Source organism: Caballeronia sp. KNU42 (assembly GCF_053760385.1).
Genome location: NZ_CM132388.1, coordinates 3103256 through 3122284, shown reverse-complemented (window position 1 = coordinate 3122284; position 19029 = coordinate 3103256). Strand labels below are relative to the sequence as shown.

The following is a 19029-nucleotide window of genomic DNA, read 5'->3' as shown; positions in this document are numbered from 1 at the left end:
GCACGTTTTTACACGTCCCGGTTGCCCAGCCATGAAGGTCACCCTCATTCCCGTGACACCGTTTCAGCAAAATTGTTCGATCGTTGTGTGTGAGACGACGGGTCGTGCGGTCGTCGTCGATCCAGGCGGCGAAGTCGAGCGGATCATCAGCGCAGTCGGACAACTCAAGGTGACCGTCGACAAGGTGTTGCTCACGCACGGGCATCTCGATCACTGCGGCGGAGCAAAGGCGCTCGCCGATCACTACAGCGTGGAGATCCACGGACCGCACGTCGACGATGCTTTCTGGATCGACCAGTTGCCGGCTCAAAGCAAACGCTTCGGCTTCGGCGACGCGCAGGCCTTCACGCCCGACCGATGGCTGCAAGATGGCGACTCGGTTCAGTTCGGCGACGAAACCATGGAGGTCTACCACTGCCCCGGACATACACCGGGCCATGTGATCTTCTTCAGCCGTGTGAATCGCGTGGCTTTGGTAGGCGACGTGCTGTTCGCGGGCTCCATCGGTCGTACGGATTTTCCGCGCGGCAATCATTCGGACCTTGTGCGCTCCGTCCAGGAAAAACTTTGGCCACTGGGCGATGACGTCACGTTCGTACCCGGCCACGGTCCCGCGTCCACGTTCGGGCACGAACGCCGCACCAACCCCTTTGTAGCCGACCGGATGAGCGCATGAGCACCACCACTGCCATTCCTGAAATTTACGTCAGCACGGACGTTGAAGCTGATGGGCCGATCCCCGGGCCGCACTCCATGCTGAGTTTTGCGTCGGCGGCCTACACGGAACACAAGGAACTGATTGGCACGTTTTCAGCCAATCTCGAAACGCTCGAAGGCGCGGCGCCTCACCCGGTCCAGGCTGCCTGGTGGAAAACCCAGCCCGAGGCATGGGCCGCATGCCGGACCGACCTGCAGCAACCTTTGACGGCACTGCGCGCATACGTGGAATGGGTCGAGGCATTGCCCGGCAAGCCGGTGTTCGTCGCCTATCCGGCGGGCTTCGACTTCACCTATATGTTCTGGTACATGATGCGTTTTGCTGAACGCTGTCCGTTCTCATGGTCCGCGCTCGACATCAAGACGCTTGCGTTCGCGCTGACCGATCTGCCGTACCGTAAGGCGATCAAACCGCGTTTGCCGAAACACTGGTTCGATGAACTCCCGCACACGCACGTCGCGCTCGATGACGCCGTGGAACAAGGCGCGCTTTTCTGCAACATGCTGGCCGAATTGCGGACTCAACGCGCTCTGCTGGCGTCCCTGAAAACGGCTGGCGAAACGCCCGGCGATACTGACATCGAAGGACAAAACGCGCAGTCTGGGCGTTGAGTTAGGCAATATTGCTCACGCCGGGCGTTTGACATTGCACTTCCTTTCTGCCCCCTCTACTATTGGACTTGGTAGCGACCGAAAGGAGGCGCAGTTGACTCTCGACACGTTTTCACAAAAAATCCTGCGACTTCTGCAACTGGACGCCCGCCGTTCGGTTCAGGAGATATCCGATCAGGTCGGGCTTTCGAGCACTCCGTGCTGGCGTCGTATCAAGGACATGGAGCAATCGGGCGTGATCCAGCGGTACACCGCGCTGCTCGATCGCGAAAAGCTCGGGCTGCATGTCTGCGCGCTCGCCCATATTCATCTCACGCGTCACACAGAGGGCGGTGTCGAGCAATTCGAGCGCGAGATCACCACGTGCCCGGAAGTCACCGAGTGCTACAGCACCACGGGCGAGGCCGATTACATTCTGAAAATTGTGGCGCCCGACATCAAGTCATACGACGCTTTTCTCCACGACCGCATCTTCAAGATTCCGGCAGTCGCGCAAGTCCGGACCAGTGTCGTCCTTCGAGAAATCAAATTCGATACGCAATTGCCGCTTTAAGATAGCTTTCAATTACATGAATACCGACGCCTTAATCAGGCGGCGATGCCATAGTCGATTCCGTAATGGCAACGGGTGGCATGTTTCTTACAATTTGTGTAAACCGAATCTCGCGTGCATCGAGTTTTCGCTTGAGTCCGTCAAAATCGCCGGCTTCCAGACTGGCCAGCTGATCATCAGTTAAGTCCGCGGGAAGTGTCACGTCGATATCGAATCCGCTGCTCAGATAATGCAGGTTCAATGCGTTGTAGGTGAGACCGAGAGTTCCCAGTACGGCGCTTATGGCACCAATGACCGCCGAACGCGTCGGCATTCTGCCCGGCTGGGGGTTGGCTTCGTCATTTTCCGGATCAACATGAATCAACGCATCCAGAACGTGGGTATTCGTCAACAAGCGCTCTCGCGCCAATTCCGCAATGTAGTGACCCTCCGAAACCGAAATGAGCGGATCGACGAGAATATGCGCGTCGACAATGGCGAGATCGCCCATTTTCCGTGTGCGCAAATCATGGACATCGCGAACACCAGGCGTGCTGCTCAACAGCTTGCGTAACTCCTCGGTTTCGGCATAATCCAGCGCGCGATCAGACAAATCCTGCAGAGCATCCCATCCGAAAGACCAACCCATTCGCGCGACCATAAAACCGACAATTGCGGCCGCGATAGGGTCCAGCAAACGCCAGCCGGCCATACTCCCAATAATGCCGATAGCGACGACCAGCGATGACGCCGCGTCCGACCGAGCGTGCCATGCATTGGCGATCAACAGCGCCGATCTCACGCGCTCGGCCGCACGGAGCATATAGCGGAACAATAACTCCTTGGAAATCAGAACGATCGCTGCGACAACCAGTGCACTTGCGTGAACCTCCGGAATGTCTTGCAGATTGGTAATACGTTCACCTGCACGCCATAACATCCCCACGCCGACAGCAATTAAAAGAGCACCGAGAAATAATGAAGCGACTGTTTCATAGCGGCTGTGACCGTAATTGTGATCGTCGTCAGGAGCAGCCGTGCTATGCCGATTGGCCAGCAGCACGATGAAGTCCGACACCAGGTCAGAGAGCGAATGAATACCGTCGGCAATCAAGGCCTGGGAATGCGCAAACACGCCGATGACAATCTGTGCCGTCATCAGCACACAATTCACCGCGATACTCGCGAAGGTCGTTTTGCGGGCTACATCCTGCTTTTCTGCGGCGCGCGCTGTTGATTGCGGCATGGCATCACTCGAAGTCATCGTTTGACGAATTTTACCAAGCCGAGCTTCCACACACTCGCTTAAAAATTAAAAAATCCTATAAAAATCATCTATTTATCTGAAACGCGACGTATTCTCATGCCGCATCTCGAATATCGTCGCAATGCCACGCAACCGATTGGTTTCGACTGCCGGCTATCAGCTGCGCGATCCGCAGGCGTAAAAAAAGCCGCACCGTTTTAATGGTGCGGCTTTTTCAAACGATCACCCTCTTACTTCTGGATCAGGAAGTTGTCCCGCTCCTGGCCTGCGATCCACTTCGGTGGCTTGCCACGGCCCGACCACGTGCTGCCGCTGTCCGGGTCACGATACTTCGGTGCAACGCCTGCACGCGGACGCGCAGCGTTTTTCAAATTCTTACCGCCGCGACCGCCTGCCAATTCAGCGAGCGTGATCCCATAGTCGGCCATTTTCTGCTTGATTTCATTGAGAACTTCGGCATATTCCCGCGACTTCGCTTCTTCAATCTGTCGCTCGAGATTTTCGCGCTGCGCGAGAAGTTCCTTGTAAGACGTCATGATCTTTTCCTTGTGGTTTGCAGTGTACGAGTCGTTGCCCGTTCCGGTTATAACGTTAAGCCTCTCAATGAATCGCAGATTAACACAACTAGGATTCCGCGCGCGCTTCTACGCTGTCGATTTAAATCAATTCAGTCGACGAGCGTTCGTAACAATTCGTGATATTTCGTGAATGCTACCGAAACTACGCATTCATCTTACTTACATCGTTAAATTAACTCGGAAAATCTTTCATGAAATGAAAATAAGCCGGAACATATCGGCTAAACCTTCCATTCCGTGCGAGCTTGCTCAAACTTCTTCATCGCCGTAACGCTATCTCGTAATTCGGCGACATAAAGACACGTATCGGGTGATCACGAGTTCAGACAATCACCTATGCCGTTCAATACAATCGATCAACGCAGCATTCAATTCTGCGCGAGTTTGTTTCGGTTTATCGAAGGTGAAACGATTGCGCGCTCCGGGAGTCCGCAGGTCGCAACCATATTTGTCTATCCCCATTAGTTCGAGATCAGCCGGTCGCGCGGGAGAATCGGAAAATAATTCCAGTAGCCGAAGTTCATTCTGCTCGGATAACGGTTCAAGCGGATCAAGCGCCGTTGCATCCAGCCAGCCCATTGCGCCAAAGCCGCCTATATAGCGCATCCGTTCGAGCGACATGATCCAGAACGTGAAGTCGCCCAGTTCGAGATAACGAGCCGCATCCGGGTGATATCTGAGATAACGGCGCGCCAGTTCATCGACGGATTCAAGCGGCGCCGGAGAAAACGAGCCAAGCATGGTAAGACGCTGCCCTTCGAGAATGGCATCGCCGGCCGTTTGGGTAATCAGGAAACCCGCGCGTGCGTCCAGTTGCAGATTGCGCGTGTGTTCGGCCAGATGGCTAATAAGTACCATTGGCACGTGACGGGAAGTCGGCGCGAAAGGCAATGCGGTGGGGTAAGGAAAACCGCGCGGCTCACGCGAATGCGTGGCAAGCGTGCCGTGCGGCACTTGATGCAACAGATGCAACGGGGCATGCGACGGGATATTCAAAGCGGGACCTCACGAGAGAACTCACCAGCGGCGAGGCAGCGAGCAAATAAAAGCAGCGAGCTGCCTTTGCGATCTTAAAGCACTAAAACCAGGTCCGTCCGCAACCCGATAGAATTGAAAGCTTCGCCGGCCAACGAAAGACCGGCCGTGAACACAAGAAGCCGACAAGAAAACCGAGAGCGAGCAAACACCCGTGTCCGAATCTGTCTCAAGCGCCCGCGCCGTCGGGCACGACACCCCGAACGACGTGCATCGGCGGCTTCCCGCAGCAAAACGCGAGCGGGCGCGCTACGCGACCATGGCCGTGTTTTTCATCGCAGGGATGCTGTACGCGTCCTGGGGCGTGCACGTGCCCACCGTGCGCGACAAATTCCACCTGAGTCCCGGATCGCTGTCCATTGCGCTCCTGGCTGTCGCGGTTGGATCGATCGTCGCCATGCTCACCAACGGTCCGTGGATCGCGCGCGTTGGCACTCGCCGCGCGTGCCTGGCCGGCGGTATCGGCATGACGATTTGCGGGGCGCTGATCCTGGTCGCACCGTTCTACTGGCTGCTGCTGGTCGTGCTGGCGCTGTTCGGCTTCAGCATGGCCACGCTCGATGTCGCGATGAACGCGGAAGCCAGCGCGGTTGAAGAAGCGCTCGAGCGGCCCATCATGTCGTCGTTGCACGGCATGTTCAGTGTCGGCGGAATGGCCGGTGCGGCCGCCGGCGGCGCGCTGCTCGCGCACGGCATGGCGCCGGAGGTGCATCTCGCGCTGGCGTCGGTGGTGAGTGTGATCGTGCTGCTCGTATCCATGCCCGCCGTCCTGCCGCACGTCCCTCACGCAGACCATGCGCATGGCGGGTCATCATCGAATCGCTGGCGCTCCAGGGCGTTGTGGGCGCTCGGCGGCATGGCGCTGGTCGCATTGATCGCTGAAGGGGCCATGTACGACTGGGCAACGGTCTACATGCGTGACGTTGTGCTCGCCACACCGGCGTTGTCCAGCACGGCCTACGCGGCCTTTACGGGCGGCATGGCGGCCGGACGTTTCGGTGGCGATGCGGTGCGCGCCCGCTTCGGCGCGCCGCAACTCATCTTCGCGAGCGCGGCGCTGGCGTTTATCGGCATGGTGGCGGCACTGTTGTTTCCATACGCGGTCGTCACGCTCGCGGGTTTCACGCTCATGGGGCTCGGACTCGCGAACATGATGCCGGTGCTGTTCGCCGCAGCGGCGCGTGTGGAGGGGGTGAGCCCGGCGGAAGGGCTCGCGCAGGTCGCGGGCCTCGCCTACTTCGGCTTGCTGCTCGGGCCGGTGCTGATAGGCGGTGTGGCCCAGTTGAGCACGTTGCCGATCGGGTTATCTGTGGTTGCAGCTTGCGCAGCGCTGATCGCGCTCGTGGGACCGAGAATCATGAAACAGTTGAAGCTGTGAACGGACAACGCCGCGGTCGCCGGACCGCAACAGGCTAACTGGCCACGAGCACCAACCACGCAACAGGCATGGGCCGCCCCTTACTACTCTCCATATCGCCGTGCAAAAAAAAACGCGCTGACCGAAATCAGCGCGTTTTTTCCAAAAATGAAAATCATCGAAGGCGGCCACAGTCGAAACATCACGACCCTGGCCGCCCGCGGCAATTACATCTTGACCACGTCCAGCAACGTCTTCTTGCCCGACTTGTAGTTGTACAGCGAGATCACACCGTGCTTCAGGTCGCCCTTCGAGTCGAAGGTCGTTTCGCCGATCACACCCTTGTAATCCGTATTCGGCATCGCTGCCAGAATCTTCGCCGGATCGGTCGAGTTAGCACGCTTCATGGCATCGACAATGATGTACACCGCGTCATACGTGAACGGAGCGTAGATCTGGATCGGCTGGCCGAAACGCTTCTGGAACTTGGCCGAGAATTCCGCGCCGCCCGCCATCTTTTCGAGCGCCATACCGGCTTCCGAGCAGACGATATTGTCGGTTGCATCGCCAGCCAGTTGCGACAACTGGTCGGTACAGACACCGTCGCCAGCCAGCACCTTGGCACGCAGGCCGAGTTGCTTGGCTTGCTTGGCGAACGGGCCGCCGGTTGCGTCCATGCCGCCGAACATCACAGCGTCAGGATTTTCGCCCTTGATCTTCGTCAAAATTGCGCGGAAGTCGACAGCCTTGTCGTTGGTCGCATCATGCGACATCACGTTCATGCCGAGCGACTTGGCAGTCTTTTCGAACTCGTTCGCGAGACCCTGGCCGTAAGCGGTCGAGTCATCGACGATCGCGACGCTCTTCAGCTTCAGTTCCTTCGAAGCATAGTTCGCGAGCGCCGGACCTTGTTGTGCATCGGTTGCCACAACGCGATACGTCGTCTTGAAGCCTTGCTGCGTGTACACCGGGTTCGTTGCCGACGGCGAAATCTGCACGATGCCTGCATCGCTATAGATCTTCGATGCCGGGATCGAGGTGCCCGAGTTCAGGTGGCCAACCACGGCAACGACTTTGTCGTCGACGAGCTTTTGCGCCACTTGAGTAGCCGTACGCGGGTCGGCCGCGTCATCTTGCGGATCGAGTTGAAGCGTGATCTTCTGGCCGCCGATCGTCAGACCCTTGGCATTGATTTCTTCAACTGCGAGGCGCGCGCCGTTTTCGTTGTCCTTGCCCAGGTGGGCAATACCGCCGGTCAACGGTGCAACGTGACCGATCTTGACGACTTCGTCGGCCGTAGCGGTTGTTGCCATCGAGGCGAACATTAGCGCTGCAGCGCTGATAGGCAACAGTTTGTGAAGCTTGGTGTTCATGTAAGTCTCCAGTTTCGGTCCCAAAAACAACGGTGTCGCCCTGTGCTCCGTTTCATCACGTTTCGCTCAGCCCCGTGGACGACCACGCCGGATGCATCGTCATGCACTTGGCTCGTACTTCCGCAGGCCGTTTATGACGACCAGCATCCGCACTGCGCGCAAGTGTAGGGTTATCAAATTAATTTGGGGAAGTTTTTTAGGATACTGGTGTGACTACCAATAAGAGATGTGTTGAGAAGCGCTTGAAAGTGTGCTGGTGCAGTGCGCAAAGCTCCTGTTCATGCGGTTCTTCAGCAGATTGACACGTTTGCGCAAGAGGTCGTTCACGGCGCTCTAGAGGCGGCGCTTTAGTTTTACCCGATCATGCAGCTATTGGTCCGTCCATTTGTTTCAAGTCAATTTCGTGGGTTTAGAACTCGGGTAAGCATTGGGGTAAGCACTCGGATTAGCAGTATTAACTAGTCGCGGATTCAAATCCCTGCAAGGCCCTTCAAAGCCTCACGCCGTGCTCCTTGACGGCGGCGGAAATGGCGCAGAAACGTCGCTGAAAACCCTCCGCCACGCGCGTTTCCTACAGCTGCTTTACAGCGCGCGCCCTTGCCAGCAAGGCGCATCGAATGGTGGCACACTCTTCGGCTGCGGTTTATCGCCGTATCGTCTTCCATCATTTCGCGCCACTTATTCAGGCATCAGCCAGGAGCTTCATCATGACCGTGACATCCCGCTGGATCGACATTCCTGCAAACGGCGACACCTTCCAGGGCTATCTCGCGTTGCCCAAAGGCGGCAAAGGCCCGGGCGTCGTCATCATCCAGGAAATCTTCGGCGTGAACTCGCATATCCGCGCCGTGGCCGACCAGTACGCGGCCGATGGTTACGTCGCGCTTGCACCGGACATTTTCTGGCGCGTCCAGCCGCGCGTGGAACTCGGCTACGACGGCGCGGACCGCGAAAAGGCAATGGAAATCTACGGCAAGCTCGACGCATCGAAAGCAGTTGACGATGTCACCGCCAGCGCCGCCGCGCTACGCGCACTGCCGGAAGTCACGGGCAAGGTCGCCGCCGTCGGTTATTGCCTCGGCGGCCGGTTGGCCTATTTGTCCGCTGCGCAAGGTGCGTTCGATATCGCCGTGGCCTACTACGGCGGCGGCATCCAGAACGAGCTCGACCAGGCCGACAAGATCAAGGTGCCGATGCAATTCCACTACGGCGCACTCGATGCCCACATTCCGTCCGACGCGGTCGACTCGGTCAAGCAGCGCTTCGCGGGCAAGGACGCTCAGGTCCACGTGTACCCGGGCGCCGATCACGGCTTCAATTGCACGGATCGCGCATCGTACAATCAAGCAGCGTCGGCATTGGCGCACGGCCGCACACTGACGTTCCTCGGCGAGCATTCGTAACTCGGCGCACTGCTCCGCGGACTGCACGGTTGGCCGCCTGAGAAGACGGGACACAACCGCATCAAAGGAGGGGAATCTTGCAGTCCGAGTATCTCGACTACGACGCGATCGGCCTGGCCGAGCTCGTGCGCAGCGGCCAGGTCAGCGCACGGGAATTGATCGATACGGCCATCGCGCGCGCCGAAGCCGTCAATCCGGCGCTCAACGCCATTGTCCTGAAGGACTATCAGGCGGCTCGCAACCGCGCGAGCCGTGGCGGACGCGATGGCTCCGCCACCCTGGGCCAAGGTCCGCTCGCGGGCGTTCCGTATCTCATCAAAGACCTGGGTGCGCCGGTCGCAGGTTTGCGGATGTCCATGGGCTGCCGCCATTTCCAGCATTTCACGCCCACTGAAGACTCGCCGATCGTCGCGCGCTCGAAGCAGGCCGGGCTCAACATTTTCGGCAAGACCAACACGCCTGAAATCGGCCAGATGCCGTATACCGAGCCCGAGTTGTTCGGCCCGGCGCGCAACCCGTGGGGACTCGACTACACCCCGGGCGGTTCCAGCGGAGGCGCTGCGGCGGCGGTCGCGGGCGGTGTCGTCCCGCTTGCGCACGCGGCGGATGGCGGCGGCTCGATCCGCATCCCGGCGTCGTGTTGCGGGCTCTTCGGCTACAAGCCATCCAACGAAGTCCAGCCGCAGCCGTTGCCCGCACCCGGCGATCTGGCGGTGGATCATGCCGTGTCGCGCAGTGTCCGCGATAGCGCCCTGCTACTCGACCTCACATCGTCCGGGAAATCGAACGCCTTCTTCCGAGCTGTCGGTGAACCGTGCGGGCCGTTGCGCATCGGCTATATGGAAGAGCCGCAGCTTGCGGTGGCGTTATCGGCGGATGTGAAAGCCGCTCTCGACGATGCCGCCAGGCTCGCTGAATCACTGGGTCATCGTGTAGAGCCGGCGTCTTTCGGGCTCGACTTTGACGTCCTCGCCCATGCGTTCCTGGTGATGTGGTCGGTGCTGGCCAAAGAGATCGTGCTGCACGCCGATCGCATCAGCGGCCAGAAGCCGAAGCGCGCTGATTTCGAAATTGCATCGTGGGCGATGGCGCATATTGGCCGCAAGATCGGTGAACGCGATCTGCCGGCCGCACTGGAAACCCAGCGTCAGTTCAAGGCGAAGATGGCTACGTTGATGACGCGATATGACGTGCTGTTGACGCCCACGCTTGCTGCCGCACCGGTCAGGATTGGAGCGAAGCAGCCGACCCAGTTCGAGCGTTTCCAGATGCGCGTGCTCTCGGCCATTCCTATTGAGCCGTTGTTGAAGCGGATGTTGTCGGTGTCTTCCAGGAAGGCATTTGACTGGGCCGGTTGCACAGAGCTTTTCAACTTTACCGGCCAACCGGCGATGTCCGTGCCGCTGTACTGGAACGCCCGCGGCATGCCGATCGGCGTGCAGTTCGCGGGGCGGATCAACGACGATGCCACGTTGTTCCGGCTGGCGGCGCAGCTGGAGGCCGCGAGGCCGTGGTTCGCCCGCCGCCCGGCGTTGATGGCGGCGAGATGAAGGGCTTTTGCCCGATCCGCATCGGCGCAATCTAGTCCGCCCGTTTGGAAAACCGGTAATGCGCGATGCCCCATTCGTTGCCGCCGGCGTACCCGAACAACTCGGCCACCGCCATATAGAACATGCGCCAGCGCTGAAACCAGATACCGGCGTCAGCCACGCCATACGTCTGGACCAGCAGCGGCATCAACTCGCTGCGTGCCGCGTCCAGGTTCGCCAGCCAGTGATTCGCCGTCTTTTCATAATGCGTGCCGCTCACCCACCATCGACGGTCAATGGTGAGATCGTCCTGGAAATGCAGGAGCAGCGCCTCCGACGGCATGGTCCCGCCGGTGAAAAAGTACTTCGACATCCAGTCGCTGCCATCCTTCACTTCGAAGTGATACGCCAGCGTGCGATGCGCGAACACATGCACAAAAAGCTTGCCGTCCTCGCGCATCCATCCAGAAACCTTCTCCAGAAGCAGCCGATAGTTCTTCATGTGCTCGAACATCTCGATCGATAGAACACGATCGAACCCATCGCCGAGCAATGCCGGATCGAATTGATAATCGACGATATTCCCCGTCACCACATTCAGATTCGTGATGCCGCGCTCGGCCGCCTCGCTCTCGATAAACTCGCGCTGCCCCCGCGAATTCGATAAAGCCACGATCTGCGAACGCGGATAATTTTCCGCCAGCCACAACGAGAGCGAACCCCAGCCGCAACCGAGATCGAGGATGCGCTGACCATCGGTGAGTTGCGCGCGGATGGCATATTCCTCGAGCATGGCGCGCTCGGCCTGATCAAGCGTTTCCGTTCCGGTCCGATACAGGCAGCACGAATACTTCAAGTGCTCGCCCAAATGCCCATGAAAAAACGCCGCAGGCATCTCATAGTGCTGCGTGTTCGCGGCTTGCGTTTCGATCGCGATGGGGCTTGCGCGCAGTTCATCGACCAGGCGATTAAAGCGCTTGGAACGCGCTTCGCCATCGTCGATACCCTCATCGCGCAGACGCTGCTTCATCAGCCGGCGCATCCCGAAGCGCACGAGCGAGTCCGGAAGCCGGCCGCGCTCGCACCAGTCGATCAGCCAATTTTCTGTCGGCGCTTCTTTTTCTTGTGGTTCTGACATAACCGCTTGCGATGGCAGATCGCTCATGTGGAAACTCCTCGCTATTATTATTTAAGGATGACGCGGCGGCCATGGAATCAGTGCGCTGGTCGTGCGCATGTAGTCGGCATAGCCCGGGCGTTTTTTAGCCGATTCCGCTTCAACCATGGGTACGCCCGAGACTTTCATCAGCAGCCACGCCATCAGCACGGGCGGCAACAGCATGGCGAAAATCCACGCGCCCACGCCGATTGCAAGCGGGATGTACGCGACCCAATGCACGCACTCGAAGAAGTAGTTCGGGTGCCGTGAATAACGCCATAGGCCTTCGCGGCAGACCTTGCCGCGATTCGACGGGTCTGCCTTGAACACGCGCAACTGATGGTCGGCGAGCGCTTCGCCCGCTATCGAGAGCGCCCAGATCACCGCCGCGAGCGCGACCCAGGCAGCGCCCGGTGGCGTTGCGCGATAGGCCGGCACGAAGAACGCAAGCGATAGCAACATCGAAATCACGACTTGCATCTGGAAGAACCAGAACATGTTCCTGTTGGCGTCGGCGCCCCATTGTTCGCGGAACTTGTGATACCTGGGATCTTCGGCGTGACCGGCATTGCGCTTCCACAGATGCAAACCAAGTCGCATGCCCCAGACGAACCCGCCAATTCCAACGACAACCCGAGTATGCAGATCGCCCCCGGCGAGTACCGCGACCAGCACCGCGATCAGGCCAAGCGACATCGCCCAGATGGGATCGACCATCCCGGCATTCTTCGATTTAAGCTGCCACGCCCAAACCGCCGTGAAAACAGCGATGAGCGCGATAAAAGCGATAACGGCAACGGTGAGCGGCAGCATGAGGTTCTCGATGTCGATTTGTTGTTCGTCGGATATCGGTGGCATCGACTGGAGAGCGATTGCGACTTGGGCTAATTACGCACATTGTCCTCCGGCGGATGCGCGGACCCGAAGTAGCAAAAGCGAGATTGAAGTAATCCAGATGTCGACGTTCAGAGCGAACGTGAGCAGAGGACATTCCCGAAGATAAGCGCAATCACGGGAACGGTGCGTCTTGCGGCGCCCTGTTCCCGGTCAGCCAAGCGCAGAAGTGAAAGCCGAAGCCTCCACTTGCCGCGCAAATCGGCCCAACGGACTGCTAAACCAGCGCTGGTAAGCCTTCCACCAGCAAGAACGCAACTAGCACGCCGAGCAGCGCGCCGAATACGCGTAGTGTGTTTTTCCGGAATTGCGTCGCGCATGGCACAGCACCGAGAAAGAGGATGCCTGCAAGCGCCATCGGGATAATCAGGATGAAGTCGCCGATCGTGAAGTATGTGGTCATACTCGTCTCCCATCACTCGTGCTCAGCGTTCACCTGGCTGCGTGAGACGTCGCACTGTCGATTCGAGTATAGGCCCTTGTTTAAACTTTATTTGTGCCGCTTTCCGCAAACGTTAGCGATCGACTAACGAAACACCATACACGGCGTGGCTTTCGGGTCAGATGTTTTAAGCGGATACGGAAAAACCCTCGTTCAGCGGTACTTACAAAGCTCTTTCATTACGTTCACCTGTGTATCTAAGCGATCAGGCATTCGCGCGGCGCTCCAGCCGGCGCAAGTATTGCGCGCCGCCCAAACCGATTAACAGCAGCACGAATACGAAGCTGCTTACGCCCGGCCAGCCGGCGATAGTCCAGAAGTGCCCGCCCCAGGAACCGAGCACGCTGGAGCCGATGTAATACGCCAGCAGATACAGCGCCGCGGCCTGGCCTTTCGGCCCTTTGGCCAACCAGCCGATCCAGCCGCTTGCGACTGAGTGTCCCGCGAAGAACCCGAACGTCATGCACGCGATGCCGGCAATCACCACGGGCAGCGAACTCGACAGCGTCAACGCCACGCCGAAAATCATAAGCAGCAGAGCGGCAATCAGAACCCGGCCGCGGCCAAATATATCGGCCATTTTTCCGGACCAGGGCGATGCCACCACGCCCGTCAGATACACCACGAAAATCGCGCCAATCTCCGTCTGGCTTAGATCGAACGGTGCCGCGATCAGCCGATACCCAACGTAGTTATAAAGCGTCACAAAGCTGCCCATGAGCACGAAACCCATCAGGATTACGCATCGCAGGCCGCGATTTTTCAAATGTCCCGCCAGCGCGATCCGATGATGGCGAAAGCCCATCCCGGTGCGCGGCACGAATCGTCGCGATGGCGGCAAGAGCCCACGAAACGCCAGCGTGGCGAGCAGCCCCAGCACTCCAATTGCGCCGATAGCCACGCGCCACGAGAAAAAGTCCGCGAGAATCCCGCTGATCACCCGCCCGGCCATTCCGCCGATTGCCGTGCCGCCGACGTAGAGTCCCATCGCGAGGCCGAGGCCGTCGGGATGCACTTCCTCGGCAAGATAGGCCATGGCGACGGCCGGCACGCCACCCAGCGCGAGTCCTTCGAGCGCACGCACGAACAACAGCGCGTGCCAGCTCGGCAGAAACGCAACGGTGATCGTCAGCAGCGCAGAAACCGTCAGCGACAACGTCATCAATCGATGCCGGCTCCAGCCCTCTGAAAGAAAGCCGGCGATAAAAATCGCGATGGCGAGCGAAGCCGTCGTCACCGATACCGACAGCGCACTTTCCGCGGGACTCACGCCGAACGTCTTGGTGAACTCCGGAAGGAGCGGCTGCACACAGTAGAGCAGCGAGAAGGTGGCGTAGCCTGCAAATAGCAAGGCAATCGCCGCGTGCCAGTAAGCACGTGATCCACGTTCGAGGTACGGCAAGGAATCGGGGCTAAGCGAGGACGACGAAGCTGAGCGGGACGACGCCGGCGATGAAGTCACAAGTGGATCTCCGGTGGCGAAGGTCCTAACCATACCTTGATCGTCAGGGTTTTGCCGGACATCGAGTCGAGCGTTTCACGCCGGACGTTCCACGCCGGAGCGCTTTCAATCAACTTTCGGAAAGCCGTTGAAATGCAAATACGTTGTTTCGATGCGATGCAAGTTTTCGCCCCGCGCGAATTGATGCGCTAAAGTAGAACATCGTTTCAGCCGAAATCATCGGTACAGGACTGCAGTTTGCAGGCATTCGAGGAATTCACGCGCGGCACTTCAGTTTCGTGCACAGGGCGCTACGCACCTGTGCTTCATGCAGAACCGACCGGCACGCGCACTGTTTTGCCGGCACACCTCGGGGAGTCATCATGCAAATTGGTTCAATCGTTCGCTCCGTCCATATCGCGGTGCCACAAGGCGCACGCGGGATCGTCATGCGGATTCTCGGCGACATGGCGATGGTCGCCTGGTACGCCGATGAACCCGGCACGTCGGAGCTGCTAAACACGGAACCGTTCTTCCTCGAAGATCTGATCGATACAGGTGAACTCGTCCGCCCGTCCAACGCGCTCATACATTAAGGAATCAGCGCGTTTCAGAACGTTGTTTCGCTGTATCCGCGCATCGCTGATGCTTCCCCCCGCGATGCGCGTCACAATGCAGGGATGAACTCGAACCATTCCGATGCATCGCGCGCGTCCGCAGACAGCCTTTCCCTCTCCGGCGACGACGCTAATCTCCCGCCTCCGCCTTTCGCCGATCTCACGCCCGAGCGTGTGCTCGATGCACTCGACAGCGTCCTGATCCCGCTTGGCGAGCGCACCGACGGCGGCATGCTCGCGCTCAACAGCTATGAGAACCGTGTATATCAAGTGGGCATGGAAGATGGGCCGCCGATGGTCGCGAAGTTCTACCGGCCTCTGCGCTGGTCCGACGACGCCATTCTCGAAGAGCACGCTTTCGTTTCGACGCTTTACGAACGCGAAATCCCGGCGGTACCGGCTCGCGTGCTGAATGGCGCCACGCTGCATACCTTCGAGGGTTTCCGGTTCTCCATCTTCGAACGGCGCGGAGGACGTGCGCCGGACATCGATCGGCCGGAGACGCTGGAATGGCTGGGGCGCTTTATCGGACGGATTCACGCGGTCGGGCAGATCAAGCCCTACGTGGAACGGCCGGCGCTCGATATCCAGACCTTTGGATACGAACCGCGCGAGTTTTTGCTGACGCACGGATTTGTGCCGAAGGACGTGCGGGAAGCGTATGAAACCGTGGTGAAGATGGCGCTGGAAGGTGTCGAGCGATGCTACGAACGCGCCGGCGATGTCAAAAGCATCCGGTTGCACGGCGATTGTCATCCAAGCAACGTGTTGTGGACGGATGCGGGTCCCCATTTCGTCGATTTCGACGATAGCCGCATGGCGCCCGCGATCCAGGATTTGTGGCTGTTGCTGCCGGGCGATCGCCCGGAGGCGTCGCGTGCGCTGGGCGATTTGCTGGCGGGATACGAAGATTTCTGCGATTTCGAGCCGCGCGAGCTGCATCTGGTCGAAGCGCTGCGCACGCTGCGGTTGATTCACTACGCGGCGTGGCTGGCGCGTCGCTGGAATGATCCCGCGTTTCCCGCCGCGTTTCCGTGGTTCAACACCCAGCGCTATTGGGAAGACCGGATTCTGGAGTTACGCGAGCAGGTCGGCGCGATGGAAGAAGGGCCGCTCTGGCCGGTTTGACGGTTTCTCGGCGAGTGGTTCGCCGATGCTTCTTGGCGCCGCCGGCGCCCCCCTCCTGCGCCGGCCGCCCGACACGACTATTGAAGATTTGCAATGTTCGTGTAATGATAACAATTCTCATTTGAAAGCTTTATCCCGCCGATACGCTTATTGGCGGTTTGATGGCCGTCTCGATGAGAAATCCATCCGCAGCATCCCCTTATTCGCTATGCCCTCTGGAGAGACGCGTGAACGCGCCTGAAACTTTTGAACCCGCGTCCAACGTGACCACGATGCCGTACGCGCCGCGCGGCGCCCGCCTTATCGACGACGCTGAGCAGTTCATGCGCAAACAACGCTCGCGCCGCGCAACCTTCATCAAATGGCTGCGCAAGGTGCATGGCTGGGTCGGTTTGTGGGGCGCCGTGCTGGGGTTGCTGTTCGGGACGACGGGTTTCCTGCTGAATCATCGCGCCGGTCCGCTCAAGATTTCGAGCGGAGAACCACAGGTTTCTCAGATGCAAATGGCTGTGCCCGCGCATGGCCTAAAGTCGCCGATGGAACTCGGCAAGTGGCTCAAGCAGGAACTCAAGCTCGACGGGAATATCGGCCGGCCGAAACGCGAGTCCGCGCACGCGGTGGGCTGGGGCGATCAGAAGACCATGCAGCCCGAGTTGTGGACGGTCGCGGTGGCGTCGCCGGGCGGGTCGGTATCGGCGGAATACTGGGTGGGGAACGGGTTCGTATCGGTGAAACGCACCGAGAACAGCTTTCTCGCGACCATGAGCAATTTGCACAGAGGCGTGGGGTTGAGCGTGGGTTGGGTGCTGCTCATCGATACGCTCGCAGGCAGCATTATTTTGCTGTCGCTGACAGGCGTGCTGCTGTGGACCGAGTTGAATAAACGCAAGACGGTGGGCGCGGTGATTGTGATCGCATCGATTGTCGCGATGGTTTTCCTGGGGTTGATGTGACGGTATCGCCGCCTGCGTATGCTGCGGTTTAAACAACAAACCCCGCTACAAAATGCGGGGTTTGTTTTTTTGATTTTGCGCATCCTGCGCGGCGCGTGAATTGAACCTCTTTGCGATCCGCAAAAGCAAACAAAACGAAACGATCTCAGTCCACGCAGCATGTACCATCAAGGCTTCAATCGTGGCTCAACTATTTCGCATCACTAATTTTTACAATTGCTCATGTCTAACCACCACATACTCATTTGCCTGCCCACCTACAGCGAAGAAGTGCACGTCAATTTCGCCTTTTCGCTAATGGACCTCACGCGCGCATTAACAGATTCCGGATCGAGCTACGAAATGTTGCACGTTGCATCGTCGCAAATCGTTCGGGCGCGAAACTTCTTCGCCAACTATTTCCTGGATCATCCTAAATTCACGCACCTGCTTTTCCTCGATACCGACATGAAGTTTCCCGCCGAAGCCGTCATCAAGCTTCTGGCCGCGAACAAAACGCTCACGGGCCTCGCCTATCCGTTCAGACGTTTCAATCTGGATCGCTCGATAGATCCCGCCGATTCCGGCCTCACCATGCGTCAATGGCTGGAAAAGCATGCCGACTACACGTTTGCGCCCGTTACGAATGCGGACGGAGATCTCGATTTCGTGAATGGATTTGCCGAAGCACGGCATATTGGCACCGGCGTTTTCCTGGCGCAACGCGAAGCGTTCGAGGTGACGAAACCCTTTACGGAGTGCTACTCGCCGCCGAAACAATATGCATCGATGATACCTAGTGTCCTGAGTTGGAAGTTCATGGAATTTATTGATCATTGCGTTGTCCGTCGTATAGTTGGTTCGATACGGCGGAGGCGCGATGAGAGGTCGACCGAAAGCGGAGTTGGTGTTGAGTGAATCGGAACGTGAGCAGTTGCAGGCCTGGTCGCGTCGGCGCAAGACAGCTCAGGCGCTCGCCTTGCGCTCGCGCATCGTTCTGAGTTGCGCCAGTGGCACCACCAACAGAGTCGTAGCCGAGGTGCTTGGCGTGACACCGCAGACGGTAACGAAATGGCGTGCGCGCTTTCTCAACCAGCGACTTGATGGGCTGCTCGATGCACCCCGACCCGGTGCGCCACGCACCATTGATGATGCTCGGGTCGATGCACTCATTGCCAAGACACTGGAAGAACAACCGACCAAAGCGACACATTGGAGCACGCGCACCATGGCGCGTGAAAGTGGTCTGTCGCAGACGGCGGTGAGTCGGATCTGGCGTGCGTTTGGCCTGCAGCCTCATCGTCAGGAAACCTTCAAACTGTCGACTGATCCGCAGTTCGTTGCCAAGACGCGTGACATCGTCGGTTTGTATCTCGATCCGCCGACCAAGGCCATGGTGTTGTGTGTGGACGAGAAGAGCCAGATTCAAGCACTGGACCGGACTCAACCGATTCTGCCGTTGGCCCCCGGCATAGCCGAGCGCCGTACGCACGATTACGAACGCCATGGCACCACGACGCTGTTCGCGGCCCTGGATATAGCTACGGGAGAAGTCATCGGCCAATTGCATCGGCGTCATCGCGGCACTGAGTTCCTGAAGTTCCTGCGTACGATCGAAGCCAACGTTCCCCCTCAATTGGACGTGCATCTGGTGATGGACAACTACGGGACTCACAAGACACCGACCGTGCGCGCCTGGTTCGCTCGTCATCCGCGTTTTCATATCCATTTCACTCCAACATCGGCTTCTTGGCTTAATCAAGTGGAGCGCTGGTTTGCCACGTTGACTGAAAAACAAATCCGGCGTGGCACCCATCGTTCAACACGCCAGTTGGAAGACGCGATTCGCCACTATCTCGACATCTACAACGCTGAGCCGCAGCCCTTCATGTGGACAAAATCTGCTGACGACATCATGGCAAGCATCGAACGATTTTGTCTGCGAATCTCTAACTCAGGACACTAGCGGCAAGTTCTACGGTTTCTTCGAAACCATCGAAGAAGACGGCGTCT

19 protein-coding genes are annotated in these 19029 nt (G+C 58.6%); 10 read left to right on the top strand and 9 right to left on the bottom strand.

Features of this window, described 5'->3' with window-relative positions:
• Positions 1-31 precede the first annotated feature (31 nt).
• The 3 genes from ACSOSP_RS14060 to ACSOSP_RS14050 all read left to right on the top strand — a co-directional run bounded on the left by ACSOSP_RS14060 (position 32) and on the right by ACSOSP_RS14050 (position 1882).
• Positions 32-676, top strand: coding sequence for an MBL fold metallo-hydrolase (locus tag ACSOSP_RS14060; protein ID WP_455307550.1), 645 nt, complete (start codon positions 32-34; stop codon positions 674-676).
• Positions 673-1329: an exonuclease gene (locus tag ACSOSP_RS14055; RefSeq protein WP_455307548.1), complete on the top strand. Its 657-nt coding sequence runs from the start codon at positions 673-675 to the stop codon at positions 1327-1329. Before ACSOSP_RS14060 ends, ACSOSP_RS14055 begins: the two co-directional genes overlap by 4 nt.
• A gap of 94 nt (positions 1330-1423) precedes the next feature.
• Positions 1424-1882, top strand: a complete 459-nt coding sequence (locus ACSOSP_RS14050) for an Lrp/AsnC family transcriptional regulator (RefSeq protein WP_031357026.1) — start codon at positions 1424-1426, stop codon at positions 1880-1882.
• A gap of 31 nt (positions 1883-1913) precedes the next feature.
• Here ACSOSP_RS14050 and ACSOSP_RS14045 read toward each other — a convergent pair whose 3' ends face one another.
• From ACSOSP_RS14045 to ACSOSP_RS14035, 3 genes are all read right to left on the bottom strand, one after another.
• Complete coding sequence (locus ACSOSP_RS14045) at positions 1914-3107, bottom strand: cation diffusion facilitator family transporter (protein WP_455307545.1); 1194 nt, start codon at positions 3105-3107, stop codon at positions 1914-1916.
• Between the two features lie 251 nt (positions 3108-3358).
• Positions 3359-3664 carry an H-NS histone family protein gene (locus ACSOSP_RS14040; protein ID WP_031357024.1) on the bottom strand — a complete coding sequence of 102 codons (306 nt, stop codon included), beginning with the start codon at positions 3662-3664 and terminating at the stop codon, positions 3359-3361.
• A 372-nt stretch (positions 3665-4036) separates the two neighbouring features.
• On the bottom strand, positions 4037-4702 hold the full coding sequence (locus tag ACSOSP_RS14035) for a HugZ family pyridoxamine 5'-phosphate oxidase (protein ID WP_455307543.1): 666 nt from the start codon (positions 4700-4702) through the stop codon (positions 4037-4039).
• Between the two features lie 247 nt (positions 4703-4949).
• Here ACSOSP_RS14035 and ACSOSP_RS14030 point away from each other — a divergent pair, with 247 nt between their 5' ends.
• The gene (locus tag ACSOSP_RS14030; RefSeq protein ID WP_455310964.1) at positions 4950-6119 is read left to right on the top strand and encodes an MFS transporter; all 1170 of its coding nucleotides are present in this window, start codon (positions 4950-4952) and stop codon (positions 6117-6119) included.
• A gap of 206 nt (positions 6120-6325) precedes the next feature.
• Here the strand turns inward: ACSOSP_RS14030 and ACSOSP_RS14025 are convergent, their stop codons facing one another.
• On the bottom strand, positions 6326-7471 hold the full coding sequence (locus ACSOSP_RS14025) for a branched-chain amino acid ABC transporter substrate-binding protein (RefSeq protein WP_455307541.1): 1146 nt from the start codon (positions 7469-7471) through the stop codon (positions 6326-6328).
• 707 nt (positions 7472-8178) lie between these two features.
• On the opposite strand from ACSOSP_RS14025, the gene ACSOSP_RS14020 reads away from it, so the two are divergent.
• Entirely contained in the window at positions 8179-8874 is a 696-nt protein-coding gene (locus ACSOSP_RS14020; RefSeq protein ID WP_455307539.1) for a dienelactone hydrolase family protein, read from the top strand.
• Positions 8875-8951: 77 nt separating this feature from the next.
• Positions 8952-10424, top strand: a complete 1473-nt coding sequence (locus ACSOSP_RS14015) for an amidase (protein ID WP_455307537.1) — start codon at positions 8952-8954, stop codon at positions 10422-10424.
• 31 nt (positions 10425-10455) lie between these two features.
• Here the strand turns inward: ACSOSP_RS14015 and ACSOSP_RS14010 are convergent, their stop codons facing one another.
• The 4 genes from ACSOSP_RS14010 to ACSOSP_RS13995 form a co-directional block, all read right to left on the bottom strand.
• On the bottom strand, positions 10456-11541 hold the full coding sequence (locus ACSOSP_RS14010; protein WP_455310963.1) for an SAM-dependent methyltransferase: 1086 nt from the start codon (positions 11539-11541) through the stop codon (positions 10456-10458).
• 51 nt (positions 11542-11592) lie between these two features.
• Entirely contained in the window at positions 11593-12375 is a 783-nt protein-coding gene (locus ACSOSP_RS14005) for a DUF1295 domain-containing protein (protein ID WP_455310961.1), read from the bottom strand.
• Positions 12376-12673: 298 nt separating this feature from the next.
• Positions 12674-12859: a hypothetical protein gene (locus ACSOSP_RS14000; protein WP_047895389.1), complete on the bottom strand. Its 186-nt coding sequence runs from the start codon at positions 12857-12859 to the stop codon at positions 12674-12676.
• 244 nt (positions 12860-13103) lie between these two features.
• Entirely contained in the window at positions 13104-14393 is a 1290-nt protein-coding gene (locus tag ACSOSP_RS13995) for an MFS transporter (protein ID WP_455307535.1), read from the bottom strand.
• A 329-nt stretch (positions 14394-14722) separates the two neighbouring features.
• Here ACSOSP_RS13995 and ACSOSP_RS13990 point away from each other — a divergent pair, with 329 nt between their 5' ends.
• The 3 genes from ACSOSP_RS13990 to ACSOSP_RS13980 all read left to right on the top strand — a co-directional run bounded on the left by ACSOSP_RS13990 (position 14723) and on the right by ACSOSP_RS13980 (position 17037).
• Positions 14723-14935 (top strand): hypothetical protein, encoded by a 213-nt coding sequence (locus ACSOSP_RS13990; RefSeq protein WP_031357014.1) that lies wholly within the window; start codon positions 14723-14725, stop codon positions 14933-14935.
• A gap of 84 nt (positions 14936-15019) precedes the next feature.
• Positions 15020-16084 carry a serine/threonine protein kinase gene (locus ACSOSP_RS13985; protein WP_455307532.1) on the top strand — a complete coding sequence of 355 codons (1065 nt, stop codon included), beginning with the start codon at positions 15020-15022 and terminating at the stop codon, positions 16082-16084.
• Positions 16085-16311: 227 nt separating this feature from the next.
• Positions 16312-17037: a PepSY-associated TM helix domain-containing protein gene (locus ACSOSP_RS13980; protein WP_455307530.1), complete on the top strand. Its 726-nt coding sequence runs from the start codon at positions 16312-16314 to the stop codon at positions 17035-17037.
• A gap of 315 nt (positions 17038-17352) precedes the next feature.
• Here the strand turns inward: ACSOSP_RS13980 and ACSOSP_RS13975 are convergent, their stop codons facing one another.
• Positions 17353-17853, bottom strand: a complete 501-nt coding sequence (locus ACSOSP_RS13975) for a hypothetical protein (protein ID WP_455307528.1) — start codon at positions 17851-17853, stop codon at positions 17353-17355.
• Between the two features lie 43 nt (positions 17854-17896).
• Between ACSOSP_RS13975 and ACSOSP_RS13970 the strand changes: the two genes are divergently transcribed.
• Positions 17897-18982: an IS630 family transposase gene (locus ACSOSP_RS13970; protein WP_455306846.1), complete on the top strand. Its 1086-nt coding sequence runs from the start codon at positions 17897-17899 to the stop codon at positions 18980-18982.
• The last annotated feature ends 47 nt before the right edge of the window (positions 18983-19029 follow it).

Bases quoted from the DNA above. Each gene is read 5' to 3' on its own strand.
- ACSOSP_RS14045 (WP_455307545.1), bottom strand. From the start codon at position 3,107: ATGCCGCAATCAACAGCGCGCGCCGCAGAAAAGCAGGATGTAGCCCGC.
- ACSOSP_RS14000 (WP_047895389.1), bottom strand. From the start codon at position 12,859: ATGACCACATACTTCACGATCGGCGACTTCATCCTGATTATCCCGATG.
- ACSOSP_RS13985 (WP_455307532.1), top strand. From the start codon at position 15,020: ATGAACTCGAACCATTCCGATGCATCGCGCGCGTCCGCAGACAGCCTT.
- ACSOSP_RS14005 (WP_455310961.1), bottom strand. From the start codon at position 12,375: ATGCTGCCGCTCACCGTTGCCGTTATCGCTTTTATCGCGCTCATCGCT.
- ACSOSP_RS14010 (WP_455310963.1), bottom strand. From the start codon at position 11,541: ATGTCAGAACCACAAGAAAAAGAAGCGCCGACAGAAAATTGGCTGATC.
- ACSOSP_RS14020 (WP_455307539.1), top strand. From the start codon at position 8,179: ATGACCGTGACATCCCGCTGGATCGACATTCCTGCAAACGGCGACACC.
- ACSOSP_RS14055 (WP_455307548.1), top strand. From the start codon at position 673: ATGAGCACCACCACTGCCATTCCTGAAATTTACGTCAGCACGGACGTT.
- ACSOSP_RS13995 (WP_455307535.1), bottom strand. From the start codon at position 14,393: ATGGTTAGGACCTTCGCCACCGGAGATCCACTTGTGACTTCATCGCCG.
- ACSOSP_RS14040 (WP_031357024.1), bottom strand. From the start codon at position 3,664: ATGACGTCTTACAAGGAACTTCTCGCGCAGCGCGAAAATCTCGAGCGA.
- ACSOSP_RS14025 (WP_455307541.1), bottom strand. From the start codon at position 7,471: ATGAACACCAAGCTTCACAAACTGTTGCCTATCAGCGCTGCAGCGCTA.
- ACSOSP_RS13990 (WP_031357014.1), top strand. From the start codon at position 14,723: ATGCAAATTGGTTCAATCGTTCGCTCCGTCCATATCGCGGTGCCACAA.
- ACSOSP_RS14060 (WP_455307550.1), top strand. From the start codon at position 32: ATGAAGGTCACCCTCATTCCCGTGACACCGTTTCAGCAAAATTGTTCG.
- ACSOSP_RS13975 (WP_455307528.1), bottom strand. From the start codon at position 17,853: ATGATCAATAAATTCCATGAACTTCCAACTCAGGACACTAGGTATCAT.
- ACSOSP_RS13970 (WP_455306846.1), top strand. From the start codon at position 17,897: ATGAGAGGTCGACCGAAAGCGGAGTTGGTGTTGAGTGAATCGGAACGT.